The 22,592-nt window shown below is 32.3% G+C and carries 21 protein-coding genes and 1 pseudogene; 16 read left to right on the forward strand and 6 right to left on the reverse strand.

Features of this window, described 5'->3' with window-relative positions; translation table 11 throughout:
- Nucleotides 1–3: 3 nt before the first annotated feature.
- The 13 genes from ABEB18_RS01875 to ABEB18_RS01935 all read left to right on the forward strand — a co-directional run bounded on the left by ABEB18_RS01875 (nucleotide 4) and on the right by ABEB18_RS01935 (nucleotide 14,084).
- Entirely contained in the window at nucleotides 4–1,272 is a 1,269-nt protein-coding gene (locus ABEB18_RS01875; protein ID WP_348797306.1) for an efflux RND transporter periplasmic adaptor subunit, read from the forward strand.
- Nucleotides 1,273–1,282: 10 nt separating this feature from the next.
- Nucleotides 1,283–1,900 (forward strand): class I SAM-dependent methyltransferase, encoded by a 618-nt coding sequence (locus ABEB18_RS01880; RefSeq protein ID WP_348797307.1) that lies wholly within the window; start codon nucleotides 1,283–1,285, stop codon nucleotides 1,898–1,900.
- A complete protein-coding gene (locus ABEB18_RS01885) occupies nucleotides 1,897–2,229 on the forward strand; it encodes a YnfA family protein (RefSeq protein ID WP_348797308.1) in 333 nt (110 codons plus the stop codon). Before ABEB18_RS01880 ends, ABEB18_RS01885 begins: the two co-directional genes overlap by 4 nt.
- A 54-nt stretch (nucleotides 2,230–2,283) precedes the next feature.
- Nucleotides 2,284–3,420 carry a chromate efflux transporter gene (gene chrA / locus ABEB18_RS01890; RefSeq protein WP_348797309.1) on the forward strand — a complete coding sequence of 379 codons (1,137 nt, stop codon included), beginning with the start codon at nucleotides 2,284–2,286 and terminating at the stop codon, nucleotides 3,418–3,420.
- Nucleotides 3,421–3,553: 133 nt separating this feature from the next.
- Nucleotides 3,554–4,267 (forward strand): hypothetical protein, encoded by a 714-nt coding sequence (locus ABEB18_RS01895; protein WP_348797310.1) that lies wholly within the window; start codon nucleotides 3,554–3,556, stop codon nucleotides 4,265–4,267.
- Between the two features lie 42 nt (nucleotides 4,268–4,309).
- Complete coding sequence (locus ABEB18_RS01900) at nucleotides 4,310–6,331, forward strand: heavy metal translocating P-type ATPase (protein WP_348797311.1); 2,022 nt, start codon at nucleotides 4,310–4,312, stop codon at nucleotides 6,329–6,331.
- Nucleotides 6,332–6,451: 120 nt separating this feature from the next.
- Nucleotides 6,452–7,297 carry a DUF3943 domain-containing protein gene (locus tag ABEB18_RS01905; RefSeq protein ID WP_348797312.1) on the forward strand — a complete coding sequence of 282 codons (846 nt, stop codon included), beginning with the start codon at nucleotides 6,452–6,454 and terminating at the stop codon, nucleotides 7,295–7,297.
- A 307-nt stretch (nucleotides 7,298–7,604) separates the two neighbouring features.
- Entirely contained in the window at nucleotides 7,605–9,092 is a 1,488-nt protein-coding gene (locus ABEB18_RS01910) for a hypothetical protein (RefSeq protein WP_348797313.1), read from the forward strand.
- A gap of 207 nt (nucleotides 9,093–9,299) precedes the next feature.
- The gene (locus tag ABEB18_RS01915) at nucleotides 9,300–9,605 is read left to right on the forward strand and encodes a helix-turn-helix domain-containing protein (RefSeq protein ID WP_348797314.1); all 306 of its coding nucleotides are present in this window, start codon (nucleotides 9,300–9,302) and stop codon (nucleotides 9,603–9,605) included.
- Nucleotides 9,602–10,492, forward strand: coding sequence for a transcriptional regulator (locus ABEB18_RS01920; RefSeq protein ID WP_348797315.1), 891 nt, complete (start codon nucleotides 9,602–9,604; stop codon nucleotides 10,490–10,492). The genes ABEB18_RS01915 and ABEB18_RS01920 overlap by 4 nt, the downstream gene beginning before the upstream one ends.
- A complete protein-coding gene (locus tag ABEB18_RS01925) occupies nucleotides 10,422–11,090 on the forward strand; it encodes a P-loop NTPase family protein (protein WP_348797316.1) in 669 nt (222 codons plus the stop codon). The genes ABEB18_RS01920 and ABEB18_RS01925 overlap by 71 nt, the downstream gene beginning before the upstream one ends.
- Before the next feature lie 100 nt (nucleotides 11,091–11,190).
- Nucleotides 11,191–12,408, forward strand: coding sequence for a DUF4297 family anti-phage-associated protein (locus ABEB18_RS01930; protein ID WP_348797317.1), 1,218 nt, complete (start codon nucleotides 11,191–11,193; stop codon nucleotides 12,406–12,408).
- Complete coding sequence (locus ABEB18_RS01935) at nucleotides 12,408–14,084, forward strand: ATP-binding protein (RefSeq protein ID WP_348797318.1); 1,677 nt, start codon at nucleotides 12,408–12,410, stop codon at nucleotides 14,082–14,084. The genes ABEB18_RS01930 and ABEB18_RS01935 overlap by 1 nt, the downstream gene beginning before the upstream one ends.
- Before the next feature lie 71 nt (nucleotides 14,085–14,155).
- Here the strand turns inward: ABEB18_RS01935 and ABEB18_RS01940 are convergent, their stop codons facing one another.
- Entirely contained in the window at nucleotides 14,156–15,139 is a 984-nt protein-coding gene (locus ABEB18_RS01940) for a nucleotidyl transferase AbiEii/AbiGii toxin family protein (RefSeq protein ID WP_348797319.1), read from the reverse strand.
- A complete protein-coding gene (locus tag ABEB18_RS01945) occupies nucleotides 15,139–15,867 on the reverse strand; it encodes a DUF6088 family protein (RefSeq protein WP_348797320.1) in 729 nt (242 codons plus the stop codon). The genes ABEB18_RS01940 and ABEB18_RS01945 overlap by 1 nt, the downstream gene beginning before the upstream one ends.
- 1,735 nt (nucleotides 15,868–17,602) lie before the next feature.
- Here ABEB18_RS01945 and ABEB18_RS01950 point away from each other — a divergent pair.
- Together ABEB18_RS01950 and ABEB18_RS01955 are read left to right on the forward strand one after the other, a co-directional pair.
- A complete protein-coding gene (locus tag ABEB18_RS01950) occupies nucleotides 17,603–18,025 on the forward strand; it encodes a DUF6943 family protein (RefSeq protein ID WP_348797321.1) in 423 nt (140 codons plus the stop codon).
- Between the two features lie 29 nt (nucleotides 18,026–18,054).
- Nucleotides 18,055–18,234, forward strand: a complete 180-nt coding sequence (locus ABEB18_RS01955; RefSeq protein WP_348797322.1) for a hypothetical protein — start codon at nucleotides 18,055–18,057, stop codon at nucleotides 18,232–18,234.
- 243 nt (nucleotides 18,235–18,477) lie between these two features.
- Here the strand turns inward: ABEB18_RS01955 and ABEB18_RS01960 are convergent, their stop codons facing one another.
- Genes ABEB18_RS01960 through ABEB18_RS01970 form a run of 3 tightly spaced genes read right to left on the reverse strand, consistent with a single transcriptional unit; the run spans nucleotide 18,478 to nucleotide 19,857 of the window.
- Entirely contained in the window at nucleotides 18,478–18,696 is a 219-nt protein-coding gene (locus ABEB18_RS01960) for a hypothetical protein (protein WP_348797323.1), read from the reverse strand.
- A gap of 10 nt (nucleotides 18,697–18,706) precedes the next feature.
- Nucleotides 18,707–19,099, reverse strand: coding sequence for a DUF5675 family protein (locus ABEB18_RS01965; RefSeq protein ID WP_348797324.1), 393 nt, complete (start codon nucleotides 19,097–19,099; stop codon nucleotides 18,707–18,709).
- The gene (locus ABEB18_RS01970) at nucleotides 19,099–19,857 is read right to left on the reverse strand and encodes a hypothetical protein (RefSeq protein ID WP_348797325.1); all 759 of its coding nucleotides are present in this window, start codon (nucleotides 19,855–19,857) and stop codon (nucleotides 19,099–19,101) included. The genes ABEB18_RS01965 and ABEB18_RS01970 overlap by 1 nt, the downstream gene beginning before the upstream one ends.
- Before the next feature lie 1,067 nt (nucleotides 19,858–20,924).
- Between ABEB18_RS01970 and ABEB18_RS17445 the strand changes: the two genes are divergently transcribed.
- Nucleotides 20,925–21,242 carry an Arm DNA-binding domain-containing protein gene (locus ABEB18_RS17445; RefSeq protein ID WP_369077086.1) on the forward strand — a complete coding sequence of 106 codons (318 nt, stop codon included), beginning with the start codon at nucleotides 20,925–20,927 and terminating at the stop codon, nucleotides 21,240–21,242.
- A gap of 677 nt (nucleotides 21,243–21,919) precedes the next feature.
- Here ABEB18_RS17445 and ABEB18_RS17450 read toward each other — a convergent pair.
- A pseudogene (locus ABEB18_RS17450) lies at nucleotides 21,920–22,243 on the reverse strand (RHS repeat domain-containing protein); the annotation flags it as partial.
- Between the last annotated feature and the right edge of the window lie 349 nt (nucleotides 22,244–22,592).

Consider the following 22,592-nt stretch of genomic DNA (forward strand, 5'->3'; position numbering starts at 1 on the left):
ACGATGAAAAATATAAAGATAAATACAATTTCAAATATCAAGATTAAAACCACATTCTTACTTCTTACCTCTTGCCTCTTACTTCTTACTTCTTGTGGAGAAAAGAAAACCGAAGAAGCCGGTCACGAAGAAGAAAAATCAGAAAATGAAGTAGCATTAACTGCTGTACAATACAAAACGGTTGGTATTCAAACAGGTTCTTTAGAAAACCGAAACCTTAATTTGGTAATAAAAGCCAACGGTTATACTACAGTTCCACCTCAAAATATGGCGAATGTTTCTACCTTAATTGGCGGAACGGTTAAGGATATTTTAGTTCTTGAAGGCACGTATGTAAACAAAGGAAAGGTATTAGCAACCATTCAAAACTTAGATGTTGTTGAAATGCAGGAAGATTATAATTCGGCTATTGCCAATATTGAATACCTGCAATTAGAATACAATCGTCAGAAAACATTAAGCGACGAAGATGTAAATCCTAGAAAAGTACTTCAGGAAGTAAAAGCAAAATTAGCTGTTGAAAGAGCGAGAGCAAAAGCATCAAAAAATAAATTGCAAGCTTTGAATATGAGTACAAGTGGATCAAGTTTGGTGCCAATAGTTTCGCCAATATCGGGTTATGTTGGAAAAATCAGCATTGCCAAAGGGGCATTTGCCGAAACAGGAATAACGCTTTTTGAAGTGGTCGATAATAGCCAAATGCACTTGGATTTGAATGTCTATGAAAAAGATTTAGGAGATATTGCTGTTGGACAAACTATAGACTTTATCCTAACGAACCAAGGCAATAAATCCATTAAAGGAAAAATATTTGGTATTAATAAATCATTTTCAAATGAAAGTAAAACAGTGGCAGTTCACGCCAAAATTAATCCGGCTGATTCCAAAGATTTAATTTCCGGAATGTATGTTTCTGCCAATATCAATATTAAAAACGCTACTGTTCCTGCCCTGCCTAAAGATGCTGTAGTAAAAAATGGCGAAAAATACTTTGTTTACATTCAGGAAGAACACCAAGAAAAAGCTACAACTAAAAAACCTGAAGCTCACGAGCACAAAGAAGGCGAAGCACACTCTGAAGAAACTGCAGGCGAAGAAGAAGGACACAACGAAATTCATTTCAAAGCAATAGAAGTTATACCAGGAACAACCGATTTAGGATATACCGAAGTAAAATTTGTTGAGGAAATTCCTGCCGATGCAAAAATTGTAATAAAAGGTGCATTTTATTTACTTTCTGCTATGAAAGGTGGCGGAGAACACGAACATTAATAATTGTATTATGGAAAATAAAAAATCACATTGGGAAAATGTTTTCACAACCAAAAATCCAAACGAAGTAAGTTGGACACAAGAATATCCTACTTCTTCAATTAACTATTTAGAAAGCTTGAACCTATCCAAAACTGCCAATATCATTGATATTGGTGGTGGCGATAGTAATTTCGTAGATGCATTATTAGAAAAAGGCTATCAAAACATTTGGGTTTTGGATATTTCAGCAGTAGCATTAGAAAAAGCTAAAAATAGATTAGGAGAAAAAGCCAATTTGATACATTGGATTGTTTCAGACATAACCGAATTCAAATCCGATATAAAATTTGATTTTTGGCACGACAGAGCTGTTTTTCATTTTTTGACAGATGAAATAAGTAGTAGCAAATATGTAGCTTTAGTTGAAAGTACAATCGCTCTGAATGGAAATTTCTTATTAGGAACTTTTTCTGAAAATGGACCTTTGAAATGTAGCGGATTAGAAATAAAGCAATATTCTGAAATTTCGATGAAAAATACTTTTAAAGAAAACTTTGAAGTTATAAAATGCTTTACTGAAAATCACATTACTCCATTTGATACAATTCAAAATTTTCAATTTTGTGGATTTAAAAAAACGATATGATTTCAATTATAAAAATTACAGTCTATTTTATTCTTGCAGGTTTATGTGAAATTGGCGGAGGTTATCTTGTTTGGCTTTGGCTGAAAGAAGAAAAATCCGTTTGGTATGGTGTTACAGGAGCAATAATTCTTGCTTTATATGGATACGTAATGACTTTGCAAACTTCCTCTTTCGGAAAATCTTATGTTGTATATGGAGGTATTTTCATCGTTATGGCGCTATTGTGGGCTTGGAAGATTGACAATTTCAAACCAGACAAATACGATTGGATAGGAACTGCAATAATACTCATTGGTATAGCAGTTATTTTATTTATGCCACGAAAATAACAAAATTTCGATAACTAATATTTTAATTAGATAGAGAATAAAATTTTGACAAAAATGGAACATAAAGCAAATTTGATAGACATAACCAAACTTTTTCTAAAATTGGGCATCATTGGTTTTGGTGGTCCAGCCGTGCATATCGCAATGATGCAGGAAGAAGTAGTAAAAAAAAGGCAATGGCTTACAGAACAGCATTTCCTTGATCTAATTGGTGCTACAAATTTGATTCCCGGACCAAACAGTACCGAAATGGCAATTCATATTGGATATGAAAAAGGCGGTTGGAAAGGTTTAATTATGGCAGGACTTTGTTTCATTTTACCTGCTGTTTTCATCACAGGAATTTTTGCGTGGCTATACAAACAATACGGACAACTTCCCGAAGTGCAACCTTTTATTTACGGAATAAAACCTGCTATTATCGCTATAATTCTTGGTGCAATTTTTCCTTTGGCAAAAAAATCTTTGAAATCAACAGAACTCATCATCATTGGTCTGCTTGTTTTATTTGGTTCATTGTTCAATATCAGCGAAATATACCTGATGTTTGGAGCAGGGATTTTTGCGTTGCTTTTGGCTTATTTGCGAAACAATAAGCAAAACAACAGCAACAGTTTTATACCATTAACTTTATTACAAATCTCCAATACAACCCTGCTTTCTGCAACCAATGCAAGCCTGTTTTGGATTTTCCTGAAAATTGGTTCCATACTGTACGGAAGCGGTTATGTATTATTCGCATTCCTTGATACCGAATTAGTGTCAACAGGACTTTTAACAAGACAACAATTAATTGATGCCATTGCGGTGGGACAATTCACTCCGGGACCTGTTTTTTCTTCGGTAACATTTATCGGTTATCAGATCAACAGTTGGTCGGGAGCAATTGTTTCTACAATTGCCATATTCCTGCCTTCATTTGCATTTGTTGCATTGATAAATCCAATCGTAAAGAAAATGCGAAACTCAACACTATTCTCTGCTTTTCTTGACGCAGTGAATGTTGCTTCCGTTGCCATCATTGTAGCAGTTTGTTTTGATATGGGAAAAGAAACTATTACAGATTGGAGGACAATTTTCATTGCAGTTTTAAGTATTGCAATAACATTTAGACATCGGAAAATAAACAGTGCTTTTATAGTTTTAGGAGGCTCATTAATTGGTTATTCACTCACACTAATAGGAAGCTGATTACTTTAAAAGTAGAATTAAATAGTATTATAGAACATCAACATACATACGATACAAACGGCAAAAAGCTGTGTTGCAGACTCGAAGAAAGAATAAATAATTAATTTAAAAACAACATTTTAAACGAAGAACAATGAAAAAGTTAACAAAAAAAATAATTCTTTTATGCACAATGATAGGTTTTTGTATAAATGCAAACGCACATTCGTATTGGCTTGAAGTAAAAGGCAATGGCAAAGTAAATGATACAGCCACGGTATATTTATATTTTGGGGAATTTGAAAAGGGATTGAGAGAAAGCAAAGAACATTTCTTTAAAAATATGGAATCGTTTACTGCCTATTATTTGGATGCAAAAGGAGTAAAACAAGATTTGATTTTGCAAAAAGACAGCAATTGCTTCAAAGCAAGTTTTGTTCCAACTAGCGATGGAATTTACACTATAATGATGAAAGAAAATTCAAGAGCAGTTCAAGATTGGACAAAACACGGCTTGGGAATTATTAGACCTTTTGAAAACTTAAAAGTAAATTATAATGTTGGAAAGGTAAAAAAATCACAACTAGCAAATTTTGAAACAAGCAAAATAGATATTATCGTTAAAAAAGAAAACTACCAATTAGTTCTCGATAATAAAGAATTTGCAAATAAATCAATATCAATTACTAATGATAAAGGTAAATCGGAAGAAGTAAAAACAGATAAAAATGGTTTTTTCACCATACCAAATTCAAAAGGTATGTTTATTATAGATGTAGATTATAAAGATGGGATTAAAGGAGAATACAACAGTAAACCCTTTGATAACAGCAGGTACAAATATGCGTTAACTTTATACGTAGATTAAATAATTTACTGATTCTGTTTAACATAAAACAAAATAACTGTTATGGAACATCAACATAAATACGATGCAAACGGCAAACAGCTTTGTTGCACCTTGGAAGAAAAAATAAATAGTAAAACAGACAAACAAACGGGATGCTGTTCTACTCACAATGAACCAGAAAACCATTCTGACGATGATGGTCACGACCATTCACAAACAAACCAATCTACCTTACAAATGTTCTTGCCGGCAATTATAAGTTTTGCATTATTACTTATTGCTATTGGTTTTGACAACTATTTTCCACAAACTTGGTTCACAGGTTGGGTTAGAATTGTTTGGTACATTGTAGCCTATATTCCAGTAGGTTTTCCTGTAATTAAAGAAGCTTTTGAAAGCATTCGCAAAGGCGAAATATTTTCAGAATTCTTATTAATGAGTATTGCAACTATTGGAGCATTTGCTATTGGCGAATATCCCGAAGGCGTTGCTGTAATGTTGTTTTATGCCATTGGAGAAGTATTTCAAACATTGGCAGTGCAAAGAGCAAAAAAGAATATCAAATTATTATTGGATCAAAGACCTGATTCGGCTACAGTAATCAAGGAAGGAAACGAAACTACCAAAAAAGCATCAGAAATTACCATTGGAGAAATCATCCAATTACGACCAGGAGAAAAATTAGCTCTTGACGGAAAATTGATTTCAGATAGTGCTTCTTTAAATACATCTGCTTTAACAGGGGAAAGTAAACCTGATACGAAACAAAAAGGAGAAACCGTTCTTGCCGGAATGATTAATCTAAATACTGTTATACAAGTCGAAGTGACGACAGCTTATACCGATAGTAAACTATCTAAAATATTGGAAATGGTTCAGGAAGCCACAGCCAAGAAAGCACCTACTGAATTATTTATTCGAAAATTTGCTAAAATATACACGCCAATAGTGGTGTTTTTAGCAATTGCAATTTGTTTACTTCCAATACTTTTTGTTGATAATTATGTATTTAGAGATTGGTTGTACAGAGCATTAGTTTTCTTGGTTATTTCTTGTCCTTGTGCATTAGTAATATCAATTCCGTTAGGATATTTTGGTGGAATCGGTTCAGCTAGTAAAAACGGAATTCTTTTCAAAGGTTCAAGTTTTCTCGATATAATGGCATCTGTTCAAGTAGTTGTAATGGATAAAACAGGAACGCTGACCAAAGGTGTTTTCAAAGTTCAAAAAGTTGTAGCCGTTGGTATTTCCGAAGACGATTTAATTAAATATACTTCGGCACTCGAAACCAAATCAACACATCCTGTCGGAACAGCTATTATTGAATATGCCAAAGGTTCTGAAAAAAATGCAACCGTTACCGATGTAGAAGAAATTGCAGGACACGGGCTAAAAGGAAAAGTAGATGGAAACGAAATTCTAGCAGGAAATGTAAAACTGATGAAGAAATTCAATATCAGTTATGATGCTGAAATTGACAATACACCTTTTACAATAATCGTTATTGCCATCAATCAAAAATATGCCGGCTACTTTCTAATTGCTGACGAAATCAAAGAGGATGCAAAACAAGCCATTCAAAGTTTGCACAGCATTAATGTAAAAACAGTTATGCTTTCGGGAGACAAACAAGCCGTTGTAGATGCTGTTGCCAAAGAATTAAATATAGATCAGGCTTATGGGGATTTATTACCCGAAAACAAAGTAGAGAAAGTAGAGGAATTAAAATCTCAAAACTTAAAAATTGCTTTTGTTGGCGACGGTGTTAATGATGCGCCTGTTGTTGCTCTTGCTGATGCCGGAATTGCAATGGGAGGTTTAGGAAGTGATGCCACTATTGAAACGGCAGATATTGTTATTCAAAACGACCAACCTTATAAAATATTCACAGCTATAAGTATCGGTAAAAAGACCAAACAAATTGTTTATCAGAACATTGTTTTGGCATTTGCCGTAAAAGCAATTGTTTTAGTCCTTGGTGCAGGAGGATTAGCCACAATGTGGGAAGCCGTATTTGCAGATGTCGGTGTGGCAATGTTGGCTATCTTGAACGCAATTAGAATTCAGAGGATGAAATTTTAAAAAAATAATAACCTCAAAATAATCACTTTCCTGCTTAAATAGAACTATTTAAGCAGGAATTTTTTAATTACAAATAAAAATATTAACGAATAATTTTTTACAATACTAGTAATTCAAACAATGAAAAAAAATATTTACAGCTTACTTTTTACATTCTTAGGAATGACACTATTTGCACAACAATTGAAAATAAATAATAACGATCAATTTTTATTAGATACATCTTCAATAGTTTTTAATGACAATAACAAGACATTAGAAAGTACCGATACTTCGGTTAAAATTATTACCAAAGAAAATGATAAAACTTTACAAATTAATGATACTATTGTATATCCGCCTTTAACAAGAGACTATAGAAAATTAGGCTATAATACTGCTATTGTTTTTGGAACTACTATTGTAGCTTATGGAATTTTATGGTCACTTCCCGAAAGCTTCACCCAATGGGACAAAGAAGAAATGAGGAAAAATGGAATTGGAGCTAAATGGAAAGAAAACGTTAAAGCAGGTCCGGTAATAGACGAAGATAATTTCTTTTTAAACTATGTGATGCATCCTTATTTCGGAGGTGTATATTATATGACAGCCAGAAGCAATGGCTTCAATATTTTCGAGTCATTTACCTATTCGGCTATAATGTCAACATTCTTTTGGGAATATGGAGTTGAAGCTTTTGCAGAAGTTCCTTCTGTTCAGGATTTAATAGTTACACCTGTATTGGGTTCTGTAGTGGGAGAAGGATTTTTCTATGCCAAGAAAACTATTCTTAAAAATAATTCGAAAGTTTTAAATTCAAGATTTTTAGGCAAAACTTCTTTGTTTTTGATGGATCCGCTCAATACTATTCTTGATGGTTGCGGTTACAAACAAAAAGTAAAAACACAACTCAATATTGCTCCGGTAGGATTCAACCCATATACCAAAAGCACAACTCTTGGTGTATCTTTTTCAGCAAGTTTTTAATTCCTTATTTTAAACTATAAGCGTTCAAAAATAATAAATAGCCAAACTAAAATATCTAGTTTGGCTATTTTCATTTATAGCATCACAATTGATTAATCAATTGTGATTTTTGGTAAGATTTAATCTACTAATTTTATATAAGTTATTAAAATATTAATTCTTTTAGTGCGTTAAATAACTTTCATTTTTTAATCTTAGTCAACAACTTAACTTCGTTAATATAAAAATTGGTGAAGCTATACAATACTTGAAAAAAATCGAAATTAGTATAAATTTCAATGCAACGTTCTATACTTCAACCCCAAATATGAAGCCAAAATACATTTTAGAAAACTACGATAGAATACTAAAAGAAATCAAAAATCCAAAGATTATTTTCAGTAATGATTTAGTACCTTTTCTAGAAAATTTTCCTTCTGAAAGCTTCCTTATTTACCAAATAGATTTTTTAAAGCAAGATACCACGACAAAATATAGTGTCAAGAATCCGATACACAATCTGCATCCAAAAGGTTCAAAGTTAAATTTAGAAAAAGCTGATATTACTGAAGAATTTGAAATATTTATTCCAAAAATATTGGATGAATTGAACATTTCAAAAAAACTAATCCGTTTACGTCAGTGTTCCAAAAACGAGAATACTATATACCTTTTACAAAGATGTGAAATCGAAGACTTATCACAAGAAAAACGTTTCTTTCTGTATTGTTATCATTCGCTCAAAAATGAAAATCAGAAAATCAAGAAAATAAATAAGGAACAAGTTTTCAAATTAAAATCAAGAAAACAAATTGAACAACACATTCATCGAAAACAGCACGCCCTTGAAAATTTAGCACATCGATTAATTAAGGAAATCGATCCGACAAACTTATCTGAATTGTATCAATTTTCCAATAATTATAATAAAATTGATTGTCTAAAAATCGCCTATATTTATCTTGAAAAATTACTACGCTTTATCGAAAAAGAATATCGTAATTATCTCAATTTAAATAGTAAAATACCGTACAAATCTAGTTTAATCAAAGAATTTGAAATTACAAACAAATTCAAAAAAGTCAAATTACAATTATTAGGAAGTAACCTCAATAATCATTTATTGAAACTAGCGTATGAACCATTATTAAAAATTTCAACTAAAAACATACAGGAAAAATTAACCTACTACGAATTCAATTATTGTGCAGAATTTATAATGACATTTTACAAACAAATTAATTTTTCAGATATGTCTGAAGAAACGATCAAAGAATTTCTGTTCGATATAAACTTCAATTCATTACAGTTTTTTAAATACTTAACTTCTGAAATTTTAGAAGAATTAAAAGCACAGGAAAACAATATCAAGAAAATAGATATTCTAAACCAATTTCTCAAAAATTACAATCAAAAGCAAAGCAGGAACATCCTAAAATACAAACCAAACTTACCTTGCCTAAAAGAACAAATTATCAATTGGATAGAAGAAGAAATAGAATATTTAACCAAAAAAATCAAACTCGAAACCAATCTATTTCCAAACGTTACAAACAACGATGAAAAAATAAAACTACTAACCGGTTTATCAGTGGCACAATTAAGTTGCTTTTTTGGATTATTGATGGAAACAGGAATTATAAAGCATAAAAACCAAACAGAAGTTTTTAGATTTATTTCAGAAAATTTCAAAACAAACAATACCGAAAAAATTTCTGTCGATAGTATAAAAGTGAAATATTATAATGTAGAAAATACTACTAAAAATGTACTTCGGGAAAAAATAATCGAATTACTAGGACTTACCAAAAACTAAAAATATGAAATTATCCTATTTGATATCCATTAGGTAAATTTAGACATAAATGTATTAGAATAGTATTCTAAAACACATAAATAAAAAACTTTTTTACCGTGATTGCCTTATTTTGTTGAGGTTTGTTGGGGGTTCCGTAACCCCCGTAACTGTTTTGGTATTACTTAATTATTTCTCTTTGTCCGAAATATTTAAAACCACAACACTATGGCAATCGAAGTTATCACTCGCGAAGATCTAAATGAATTCCGCACGCTACTTTTAGCAGATTTAAAAGAAATGCTACAAATCAAACCACAACAGCAAAAACAATGGCTTAAATCCAATGAAGTCAGAAAGCTGTTAAACATTTCCCCAGGTACTTTACAAAACCTTCGTGTAAACGGAACAATTACCTATACCAAAATTGGCGGAATTCTATATTATTCAAGTGCTGATTTAGATAAACTATTAGAAGCAAACAAAGTGGAAGCTTCAGTAACTTTATTCAATCCTAAATGGCTAGTGAGATGAATTACATAAAGCATCTCACAGGATTTTTTGAGAAAGTGGCTATCGACAAAACACTCAATCCAACTCACGTAAGTTTGTATATAGCCCTGTTCCAATTTTGGAATTGCAACCGCTTCAAAAATCCAATTAGTATTTCACGTGATGAGGTAATGCGGATAAGCAAAATCAGTTCCAAAGCAACCTATCACAAATGCCTTAAAAACTTGCATTCTCTAGGATATATTAACTATGAGCCATCTTATAATCCATTCAAAGGAAGCCACGTGTACCTATTCAATTTTTCGGATGATTTGAAACCAATCCCAAAAAACGAAAAAACAACAATACCAAAAAACGAACCTGCTTTTGAACTAGTCAATGAACAAGTAGTGAACAAGCATTATACTGCTAGTGATACAAGTAATCAGACAGGTAGTGAACAAGCGCTAGTATCTTATATAAACAATACAAACATACCAAACATTTCAAACGATTTAAAGATTGTAAACTTGGACGAGCAAGCAAAAAAAAATGAAATCGACGATGAATTTTTAAAAATTGTTGGTACCGAAGAAAAAGAAAAAAGTTCCGCCAAAAAAGAAAAAGTTGAAATTGAAAATTCCAATTTGCCTTCCCGAACACAGTCGATAAATCTCAATCCAATAATCGAAGAAGTCAAATCTTATTTTCTCGAACAACACTTTCCGGAAATTGAAGCTATCAAATTTTTTAATTATTTTTCTAGCAATGGATGGTTAGTCGGTGGCAAAACCCCGATGGTCGATTGGCAGGCATCAGCACAAAATTGGATATTAAACGCACCCAAATTCATTTCAAATGAACAACAATCCAACAGAGCAAAACAACTCAACACAGGAACAGACAAAGACTATTCCGAGCCATTATAGCTACACTGAAATAATCCTTTGGCTTGAAAAGAAAGGCATTGAATTATACGGTAATCATTTCAAAATCCTTGAAAGCGATTATCCCATAATTTACAAACTCATAGCTTATTTCGTCAAAGACGAAGCAACTTGCTTTCAATACAACATTAATCTAAAAAAAGGAATTTTACTTTCAGGTCCTGTCGGCTGTGGCAAAACTTCATTAATGAATTTAATGAAACACCTCACTCCTGCCGAACACAAATTTTTGGTAAAACCCTGCCGAGACATTAGTTTTGAATTTATCCAGGACGGTTACCAAATCATTCACAAATACAGCAAGGGTAAACTATATGAATCTGAACCCAAAACAATATGCTTTGACGATCTAGGAACTGAAAACAACCTAAAATACTACGGAAACGAATGCAATGTAATGGCAGAAATTCTATTAAGCCGGTATGATCTTTTTACCGCTAAAAAAATCCAAACGCATATAACCACTAATCTTTCAGCTTCTGAAATTGAGAATGTTTATGGAAATCGAGTACGTAGCAGGTTAAGAGAAATGCTTAATTTGATTGGGTTTGAAAGAAATATTATGGATAAAAGAGTTTGATAAGTAGGTTAATAAGTCAAAAGTAGACAAACAATATTAATCAGAATTATTTGCTAATTTGGTAAACTTATACAATTAATCGTAACTCCTTTAAAAAACAATGACAGACAGAACAGCGACTGATACAATTAAAGGATATTTTTATCAATTTGATCTAGCTATACTTAAATTATTGCAATTAGATGATGACTCACACGAAATTATAGTTGAAGGCATTGAGGATGTTGATGTAAAAAATGCAACCGAAGAAATAGCAATACAATGTAAATACCACGCTAAAACTGAATATAATCATTCAGCTATTGCCAAACCAATACGGCTTATGCTTAACCATTTTAAGCAAGTTTTAATTGGAAAAGAGAAGAGAATAAAATATTTATACTTCGGTCATTTTAAATCAGGACACGAAAGATTTCCATCTTCAATAACATTAGATTTTCTAAAGTCGAGTTTACTGACTTATAAAAAAGATAAGATTGAATACAAACACTATGAAGACTTAAAAATAAGTGATACAGAATTAATGTCGTTTTTAGAAACTTTAGAAATTGAAATTAATGCAAAGTCTTATGAAGAACAACTTAAAGAAATTTTCACTTCTTTAAAAAATCAAAACAATTTCAATTGCGACGATTTTGAAGCTGAAAATTTCTACTATAACAACGCATTAAAAATTATTAGCAATCTTGCCAAAGAGAATGATTTAGCCAATCGAAGAATAACAAAAAAAGACTTTTTAACACAAATAAATTCTAAACAAGTACTTTTTCATAAATGGTTTATTCAATTTAAAGGTAAAAAGAAATTACTATCGGATGTTAGAGCTAAATATTTCAGTGATTATAATAATTCTCCATTTGAAAGATTCTTTCTAATAGAAGTGAGTTCAAACAATTATTTGCGAAGTGATTTAAAATCTATAATTCATTTAATTAGTAAAAAATATTCACAACTTTCAAAATTAAATCCAGATTCTTTTTGTCCATACATACACATATTTGGATTATCAAATTCTGAAATAGTTGAATTAAAAACGGAACTTATTAGTGAGAATTTTAAATTTAAAGATGGTTTTGATTTTAATGGATCAAGTTTCAACCCAAAATCAATTATAGAAAAAGCTACTTTTCATAATGGAATTAAAATTAAAATAATGGATGATTTAAAACACATCGAATCAGTCTTTAATGAAATTTCTAAAACCAAAGAAGTTTATCATTTCTATTACGACACGCCATATTTTTCAACTTCAAATGCAAGTATCAAGCATTTACAAATTCAAATAGAAGAAATTAACGATATCAAAAATATAATCTAATGGTAGAAGACAAATTAAATGCTGAAGTAATTGCAGTATTCCCAAACAAAGTAAAAATCAAGGTTGACAAACTTGAAGATTTCAGGATAGCCAACGAATCTTTGAGAGTTGGTTCTTATCTCAAAATTTATGGAAATGACAATGCTATATTAATGGCAATTATTGAAAATTTCTCGATTGATGTTTCAGAGAAAAATAATGAAGCTGTTAGAACACATATTATCGAAGCAAGTCCATTGGGAATAATAAAAAATGGTAAATTTACAAGAGGTGGTGACGATTTAACCATTCCTCCCAAAAAAGTCGAACCAGCAACAGAAGAGGAAATCAAGAAAATCTATATCGAATCTGTAGAGGATAAAGAACAATTTACTTTTTGCTCATTATCTTCAAATGCAAACATTAGAATTCCAGTAAATGGCAATAAATTTTTCAATAAGCATATTGCAATAGTTGGTTCAACAGGTTCAGGTAAATCTCATACATTATCTACTATCATACAAACGGCTGTTAATTCTAAAAGCGGAGATTTTAGTTTAAATAATTCACACGTAATAATTTTTGACATTCATTCCGAATATAAATCAGCTTTTCCTAATGCTAATTTTATTGATATTAAAAACCTGACTTTACCATATTGGATGCTGAATAGTGAAGAACTAGAAGAGTTTTTTATAGATACAGAAGCAAATGATCACAACCAGAGATATATTTTTAAAGAATCTGTTGTAGCGGAAAGAAAATCAAATTTTGTAGGTCTAGAAGATGAAAAAAGCAAAATTCATTTTGACTCTCCATTATTTTTTGACATAAATAACATTTTAAAATATGCAATTGATAAAAACACGGAATTAATTGGAACCGGTGAAGAATACGTTTCCGGAGCAAAAAAAGGGCAAGAAAAAACTACACAAGGAAGTTTGTATGGTAAATTAACCAATTTTGTTAATAGACTTGAAAATAAAATAAATGATAAAAGATTAGATTTTTTAATAGGTGAAAAATCAAAAAAGATTACTTTTCAAGAAACTATAAAACAACTTATAGGATTTAATGAAACTTCCAAATCGAATGTTACAGTAATTGATTTAAGTGGAGTACCTTTTGAAGTATTAAGTATTACAGTTTCTTTAATTTCAAGGATTGTATTTGAATATGGTTATATCTATAAAAGATTGAGAAACGATATTAATCCAAATGAAAAAATCAATAATGACATTCCAATACTTTTAGTTTATGAGGAAGCACACAAATATGTTCCCAATAGCGATTTAGTAAAATATAGATCTTCAAAAAAATCAATTGAAAGAATTGCAAAAGAAGGCAGAAAATATGGAGTTACTTTGTTATTAGCTAGTCAAAGACCTTCAGAAATATCAGAAACTATATTTTCACAATGTAATAATTTCATTGCGATGAGATTGACTAATCCCGTTGACCAAGGTTATGTAAAAAAATTACTTCCCGATAGTTTAGGTTCATTAATTGAAAAAATGCCATCACTAAAACAAGGCGAAGCTTTATTAATTGGAGAATCCGTTATTTTACCATCAATTGTTCAAATAGACAGATGCACGAATGAACCTTCTTCAAATGATATTCCGTATTGGGAATTATGGAAAGAAGAATGGAAAGATATGGATATTGACAAAATTAAAGAGGAATGGTATAAATAAGATATTATAACACACAATTAATCTTTGGCAATAAAAGCAGGTTTTTGCCAAAGGTTAATTATAAAAAAAGGCTATTTCTCAATACTCCATTCTATTTTCTCAATACGGTTAGAAAGAAATACCAAAGTTTCAAAAACAACATTTTCAGTTGGAAGCTTACCCGTTACCAATTCTTTAAAAGAAGTAGTATAAACTTTCTTTAGTTCATTCCAAACCATAGCAGTTTCGCTAAAAATAAGTGCATCTTTTGGATGTTGGTACAACCAGTTTTTATCATTAGGAATAGCTTTGTCATCGTCGATGCCAACTTGTAATAACATTGCATCAAATTTAGTAGAATTCACAAAGTTTTTTATCTCTTCAAGTTGCATTAAATGATACAAATCATAAATATGACGGACTTTCTTCGATAAATCATCTAATGGATTTTCAGTATAAGAAAACCGAACCAAACTAATTATCTTTTCACAAAAAGTACGCTCAATGGCTAGCGTTTTGACTTCAAAATCTTCTAATCCAAATTGTTGGATTAATGCTAAGTTAGGCGTGGTTTTAATAAAATCTGCAATAAAAGTACAAACCGGTTTTATGTTGTTGGGTTCAAAATTGCCCAAATGAGAAACTTCCAAAGTTATATTTTCTCTAACTTCTCCAAAAACTCCTTTCACTCCTACTTTTGGATAAGAATAAACGATTTTCCTCAAACTTCCCAGCTTTTTAGTATTAGGATCATTAGCTACAACGTCAATAATAGAGTTATCAACTACATCCGTAACTGCTTTCAATTTTCGCTTTAAATCATTTCCTGTATCAGTAGCTGTTTTAACAACAACCATATCGATATCTTCTGAAAATCGTTCAATAACTTTATAGCATTTCGATAAAGAAGTACCTCCTTTAAAAACAATCAAATCCTTTACTTCAGAATGAAACAATTGATGCAAAGCATAAGTAACCCAATAATCTTTCTCAATAAAAATTTCAGGAATTTTAAAATGTTCTGCAGTGGCAACAATGGCACCTTCAAAATTGTCTTTATCTAAATGCAAATTCATTATACTATATTCCAGGAGTTAGCAGTAGAAAGTAATGTAGAACTAATACCATATTCATAACTGCTAGACGGATTAATTGATTTTTTTAAAATTCCATAGACAACAGCACTAGTATTCATAGCTTCTAAAAGCGCTCCAAGCAAAGCCCTAACTTTTGGAGGATAAGAACGACCATAGTTCACAAGCTTAGTTATTTGAGTAGTATCAAAATCATAGATTACTTTTTTTAAATAAAGAAGTCCATCACTTTTTTGTAAATCGGGTATAGTATTCAAATCTTTCATAACATCTAAAATTTCCAAATATTTGATGTTATCAGAAGTAACTTTTACATAACTTTTAGCAGGTTTTACCACCATATTACCAACCTTGCCTTTTACTTGCTTATCTAATGAAGCAACTCGTATGGAATTAGAAATTTGAGTAGTTAAGCCCAATCTATTATACAATCTAGTTCCGGTAACATAAGCAACTTGTTTATTTTTATCAAATAGATAAAGAGCAAGTAAAACATCTTCTCTTGGTTTTTGTTCACCAAATGCAGAAACTTTTGGCTTATAATAATACCCTTTTCTAGCTCTTCTAATAATACCTTTATCAACTAATCTGCTTAATGCTTTAGCACCAGCAATAACTTCATCAGAAGTTAATCCAAGAGTATCATATCCGAATACATCACCAGTATCTATTCGATTTATTTTAGCTGTTATTTTATCTGTTACTTTCATAATCAGTAACAAAGGTAGTTAATATATATTTAAATGTCAAGTTTTTTCTATACTTTACCTGACATTAATATCTCTGTAAACATCAATAAAGAGATCCCTATAAGCAACAATAGATATATCTCTATAATCATTATCTCATTCAGCTTCACAAAAATCGCTCCTAGTCCAAGTATTCCTAGCATCAATTCTTTGCTTGCTTCATTTCACTAATTCCATTTGTAATAACGAGAATATTATTTTAATTATGGTATAAAAAAAATGCCACAACTAAGGTGTTGTGGCCGACCAGGTCCTTTTCCCTAGGGAAATGACTTGGCAAATATACGTTGTATAAAAACCAAAAAACAAATTTTCCGTTAAAAACCTTATTACACTACTAATTCTCTATAATATTTCTATAAATTTTATAGCAATAGATAGGTCTAGTTAATAAAAAGAAGTTTTACATTTCATAAGCCACTCCTTTGCCAACGCTCCAAAAGTTTTTGTACGCCCTAGAACGTTTGTCTTTCCAAAGAAAATTTAATGGTAGGGCAACAAAAACTTTCCCAAAGCTGTGTTACATAATTGAGTATTATAATTCATCACAAAGCGTTTATATTGTTTTTTGGTTTTTGCAATGAAGTTATAATATCATTTATGTAAAACAGCCCCGCACCCAACGCGCTAGCCAGTGGCTCCAGGACAACTTTTTTCATTGCTCCCTCGCACCTGCCAGCAATAAAAAAAACCGTCCTTCGCCACTGTCTTTAATAACGTTCGCTATTTCATAGGACGTTTACGGAATTACTTACTTTCAAGAACTTTCACGGTCACTGTTTTTAGCAACTTTGTGTTTAAATCGGTAGTGTTTGCATTGCTTTTATAAGTAGAAAAATGGCTTTAATCTGCAGTTGATTTGCCTATGGATAAAGCCATTTTTCTACCCATAAAACCAAAAAGACAGCAAGAGTGTGGTTTTTTATTTGCCAGGTACTATCGAAATAATTGTTTTCACGATGGCCCGATGCCATAGTAACTTTCAAGCACGTACTTTTCTGAATACTAAATTCTGCAAACTAAATACTATTTTAGGCATCAAGCCATCATAAAAAAACAATCAGACAAACCTCGGTAAGCAAATAAAAAACCACACACTTGCCTGCGCTACTGCCTCATCGCACTAGGAATTATTTTTTCATTGTTTTTGTAAGTGTAATAAATTGCTTTTTGAGTTCATTTCTAAAAATCAAGATTTGGATAAAGCAATTTATTACACCCACAAAATCAAGTCCAGGAAAGAGTATGGATTTTCAAACCAGAAAAATAATCGGAATGGATTTTATATTTCTTTTTCTGTTTTGAAAATCCATACCCTTTCTGAAGAACTCCCATCTTCCGAATCAAGTTTTTTTAGATCCTATTTCATAAGAAATCCATCGGTCACGAGTAAAATAAAAAAATAAATAAAAAGAAAGTAAAGATAAGTTCCAGTTTCAAGAAAAGAAAGTTCAAGCCTTCGGTTTTCAATAAAATCTCCACCCTACGTTTTCGTTTCGCTTCAATATTTTCTGTAAAATCAAAACCTCACTTCCGAACAACTTTATTCTATAAAGCCGGGTAGTATTTTCTTGAAAAAACTTGCTTTTCTTGAAACCTCCACTTGAGAGACGACTTTCTTTTTTTTCCTTTTTTCTTTTAAAAAATTATATGTGTGGCGAGTTCAGCGAGGCACATTATCTTAAAAACCGAAAGTATGCCAAATTTTATCATTAAAACCCACCAAAAAGATACCGCTTATACAAAGCCTCATTTATTCATATTGAACAAAGGGATGAACAGCGGAAAGCCCCAAAAAGAGCCATTTACAAACAGTTTTGTGGTCATTTTTCAAAACGAGGAAGATTGCGAAAATATTTATTTTGTGGCTTACAGCTTATGGAAAACTAAGTTTTGGCATCCATATTTAGTTGGTTCTGTCATTCCGTTTTTACGCCTTCCGGATTTTTCAAAAGAATTTAATCCAAAAGCAAGTGCAATAATGCAGGAACACGAAGAGCATCAAAAAAACATCACAGCCCTCAAACTTTTAGAAAAAAAGGAAAAACAATTTCACGAGAACATCAACCTCATCAATGATTTAAGAAGAGTGATTCTGTATCGCTATTCCAAAAAATAAAACCAATTTCTAACTCTAAATCTTCATAAATGAAACTATTTATTTTGTATCAAACCGACATTTGGAAATCCAAAGCATCAAGAGTTGTTTTTGGAGTATTCGACAGTAGACATAAGGCAATTGACAGCGCAAAATACAATAATCTGTATTGTTCATTTGCCGAAGTAGTAATTGAAGAAATTACTTTGAACCTTTTCGAAGAAAATTAATTTTTTTACAAAAAAAATGCCCAATCCATCGGAAAGGGCATTTTTAGTTTAACCCAAAGGTCACCACAACGAGAGTTAAACTATGTTTTGTGCTTCTTAATGAAAATTTTGAGTATCAAAGATATTAAAAAACTGACTATTGCCCCAAGAGTGGCTAGAATTATCGTTTTCAGAACATCTTCCGAATGTAAATTCGGTAAAACACTCAAAAATGTACCGCTAGCGGTACCCATTACAGTTGAATTACTTTGATCCATCGGCTTTTTCGGTTGTCAATTGGCTAACTGCCGAAATAACACCTCCAGCAACTGCCAAATAACCTGCTACCGAAGTGACAATAACGGGCAAAGCCACAGGCGCAGTCAAAATTGTTCCGCCAACAGCGACCAATCCCAAACCCACATTTCGAAGCACTTTGAAAAACTTTGGAGTTGGAGCTTTCGCTCTTTTTACTACATTCATAATTAGAATTTTATGATTTAATAATTAATGTTACACTTTCATATTCTAAAGCTTTGTAAACCAAGTTCTTTATTTTAGTAAAAGCTTTTCGGGACATAAGACCCAAACCAGGTCCAGAAAGTTTCGTTACCGGAGCAATACAACCATTCAATTCTTTTAAAGCATTATTGGCAGGATGAAATAGAATAAAACTTCTATTTTTTACATTAGTTATTTCCAAATGCCATTGAAATTTCTTGCTGTATCGCTTTTTTATAAAATATTTCCCCTCCGGAATGCAGGAAACTTTCGTTTCGTTGTTTTTCCAAGGTAATTCAATCGTGTTACAGATGAATTTGCCCTCGCATTCGAGTTTACCGTTCGTTCCATCAGGGAAATAAGTTCTAGTTATCGATAAAACCATTATACACCGCTGTCTACTTTCACAATAGACAATGGGTTGTAAGAACCATTTTTCAACGCATACATTTGTCCATTTACCTCTTGGTAAAACTCCAATCCCAAAGCCAAAAACAAAGGCTTTGTACTAGCCGGTGTAACAGGATTCGAATGATTAATCGCAACCGTTGGATTGATATCCCAAGGCAAAATAGCCGTTTCTGAATTGGAAACAACGAATGTTTCGGCCTCAAAATCAATTTCTGCACCTGCAGAAATGATTTTATAATGTGTTGTTCCACTTGGTGCAGAAATCATATTCAATGGGGCAAACGAAGCTAAATCGACAGTAATATCTCCCGTTACACGGTTAATTGTCGCTACAAAAGGAGCAAATAAACTAGTCCCTAGTTTTCCTTGAATATTGAACTCAAAACCTGCCAAAAGCTCGGCTTCCCCATCAATTACGTTTCGTAATCCTCTAACGCTAGTGGTATCAGCTTGGATAACCTTTACCATTTGTTGAGTTAGTCGGCTTACCATTCTGCTATCCGCAGAATTGATTAGAACAGCTCTAAAAGCCGTTCTTAAAATCTTTCCGGCTTTTCCCGCACGTCCAAATTCAGAACCATTTTCACGTGTTCTTTGAAATGCAGGATCGCTCGCAATTCTGCTCGCATCTATTCCGCCTTTTTCACGTGCCAAATGACCATCTTTGGTTTTGTAAAAAGTAATATCTCCGATAGTACCTTTCAATTTAATTATGCCTTTCTGTCTTGCCATAATTCCTAAAATTTAGATTAATAAATTGTCTAAATCATCATCCTGTTGCAACATCTTCCGATTGATTTCGAGAACAAATTTTAGCCAATAAAACAGAAGAAAAAAGCAAGCACAGTTCCGTATGTCACTAAGCGACACAAATGGCTTAAATAGGCATAAATACCTATTTATAAGCATCATTCACAAATGAAAATTATATTTCAAAAATTGTTATTTTTGTTTAACCTTAAACATTGCTTATCAGCAAGTTTAAGCTAATCAAAGCCTAGTCAAAGGCATAGATAATGTATGAAAATAGAAAAACAGAGGATTTGCATCTATCCAAAGGACATACAGCGCATAACAGGAAAGAGTTATCGTCAAAGTACCAGATTAATGCAAAAAGTAAAAACTGACCTCAACAAGCTCGAAAATGAGTTCTTAACTATCGATGAGTTTTGTTCCTATGCAGGATTAAAATATGAACAAGTCGCTCATTTGATTTTTGGTTAATTAAGGTTACTAAAATAAACCTTTACAGATTCACTAACCTCACTATTAACTAGTTCATTATTTGATATTGTTTTCTTTAAAATTGCTTCTTTAAGTCCTTAATTATCTCTATATTTGTACTATAAGTTAATCGAAGTTTTGCAATGCAAAAAGCAGGTGCATAATAGAGACCCTAGTTTTCGAGTAGATATTAAAAATCTATATATCAGTTGCTTAGAAACGGAATACAATTCCCTCTTTCTCCGCGAGCTGAAAAGCAAATGGTTACAAAACCCACTAAATTCAACGATTTAGTGGGTTTTTTCTTTTACAGGATATTCAAATTATTCATTTAATCTCAAAGTTTTGGTGTCTTTCGAGGTGTCACTTAATTATAAAAAATTCTAGTGACACCTATCTCGAAAACCACCTGTACAACAAGCTGTTCAATACATATTCAAAATATGTACATCTTGTTTGTAATTATTAGAAAATTTAAATTTAATAATAACTAAAAGGTTACCACTTATGACACTACAGTATCCGTTCTCTTTTACATAAAGAGATCAAAAACCAACAATGAGGGCATCTGTCCTATTTACACGAGAGTAACAATCCAAAGCAAACGATTTGAATTTAGTACCAACAAATATGTAAATCCCGAAAAATGGTCGGGAGAATGCTCTAAAGTCAAGGGTACTAATGAAGAAGCAAGAACAATAAATAGCCATCTGGATTATTTGAAAAATCAAGTTTTGGAAGCTGAAAAAAGATTATTCAAAAAAGACATCAAAATTACTTCTGAAAATCTGAAGAATGAATTATTCAGTTTGAATGAAACAAAACGGATGTTAGTGCCAATCTTCCAGGACCACAACAACAAAATAAAAGAACTTGATAGAATTTTCCAATAACTTCCTAATGTCTCATAAAAAGACTTTGGCTTACCTACATTTGATCGATCTATAAAATTCACTTTACCTGTCCCCTGAGTATAACTTCCTGTAATACTAGTAGAAAATCCAGCCGACACTCCTATTGATCCTCCATAAGAATATAATTCCCAATCAGAACCTCTTCCATAAGTAAGAGACATTCCAACTCCCGCATTTACTCCAACTATATTTGTAATCAATCCTGAATCAACTCCAGCTCCAATGCGTTTGTATGAATAATCACCATCAAAAGTCTTATGACCACCTTTTCCCGAATGGTTATAAGCTACATAATATGATGTACTTGCATTAACTCCAGTACTAAGTGATGTTTCACCTCCAATTCCTACTTCACCTCCTCGATAACCATATACATAACCTGCATCTTCACCTCCCAAAAAGATAATATTTCCAGATATAGCACTACCCTCAGTCTTAATACCCGCTGAAGATTCAAAACCCACAGTGTTTTCAATTCCAATTGCTAATTTTGAATAATCTATATTTCCAACTTTTTTCTCAATCATTCTAACTATTTTTTCTATCTTTTTGCGTTGCTCTTTTGGTAAATAACTTAATACTGTTTTATAGACTTCTTTTGGAGTTGGTAACTTAACTGTTGAGTTAATACCATCTTCTCCCTCCATACCAGTTGGGTCAACAAAACGTAAAGGACTATTAAAACAATATGTGTAAGCACCAAAATTAGGATATTTCTCCTTCAAAGGATCCACGTTCAACCACAAACTCGTCTTCATATCCAAATACCTAGCCCCATAATAGCTCAAATTCGTCTCCCGATCCAGCTCCTTCCCATTAAATAAATAAGGCGAAGAAAACGATGATGAATGCTCCTCAAACAAAACCTCCCCAAAAGCAATATACTCCACATGTTGGCTAATACTTCCGTTTTTGGTGGTAATATACGAAGTACTGCCGAGATGATCAGGATGAAAATAAAAAATATCATTTTCGGGCATGCCGGTGCCGGTGTAGCCTTCGCTAGGCTGTACGGTTTCAGGTTGTACTGGGGGACCAAATTGTACTGGTGGACCGGGTACACCGCCCGGTTCGTTGAAAACAGGGTTGCGTGGCCAGCCTTCGGGTGGTTCTTGGTTTTCTTCTACCGCTTGTAATATATCGGTTGGGTACGCCTCTCCAGTGTATTCCGGGGTGGCATAAATACCTTGCTGAGTCGGTGGCCCCGGTGGCACGCCCAAGTTTTTTACGTAATTGTCCAAAGCGCGTTGTTGGGCTGCTGTTAGCTGGGTGTAATTGACCCCTCCTGCGGTGATTCCCAACGGTTGTGCAAAGGCACCGTTACCGAGT

The sequence above is a fragment of the Flavobacterium adhaerens genome (genome assembly GCF_040045115.1).
Lineage (GTDB): Bacteria > Bacteroidota > Bacteroidia > Flavobacteriales > Flavobacteriaceae > Flavobacterium > Flavobacterium adhaerens.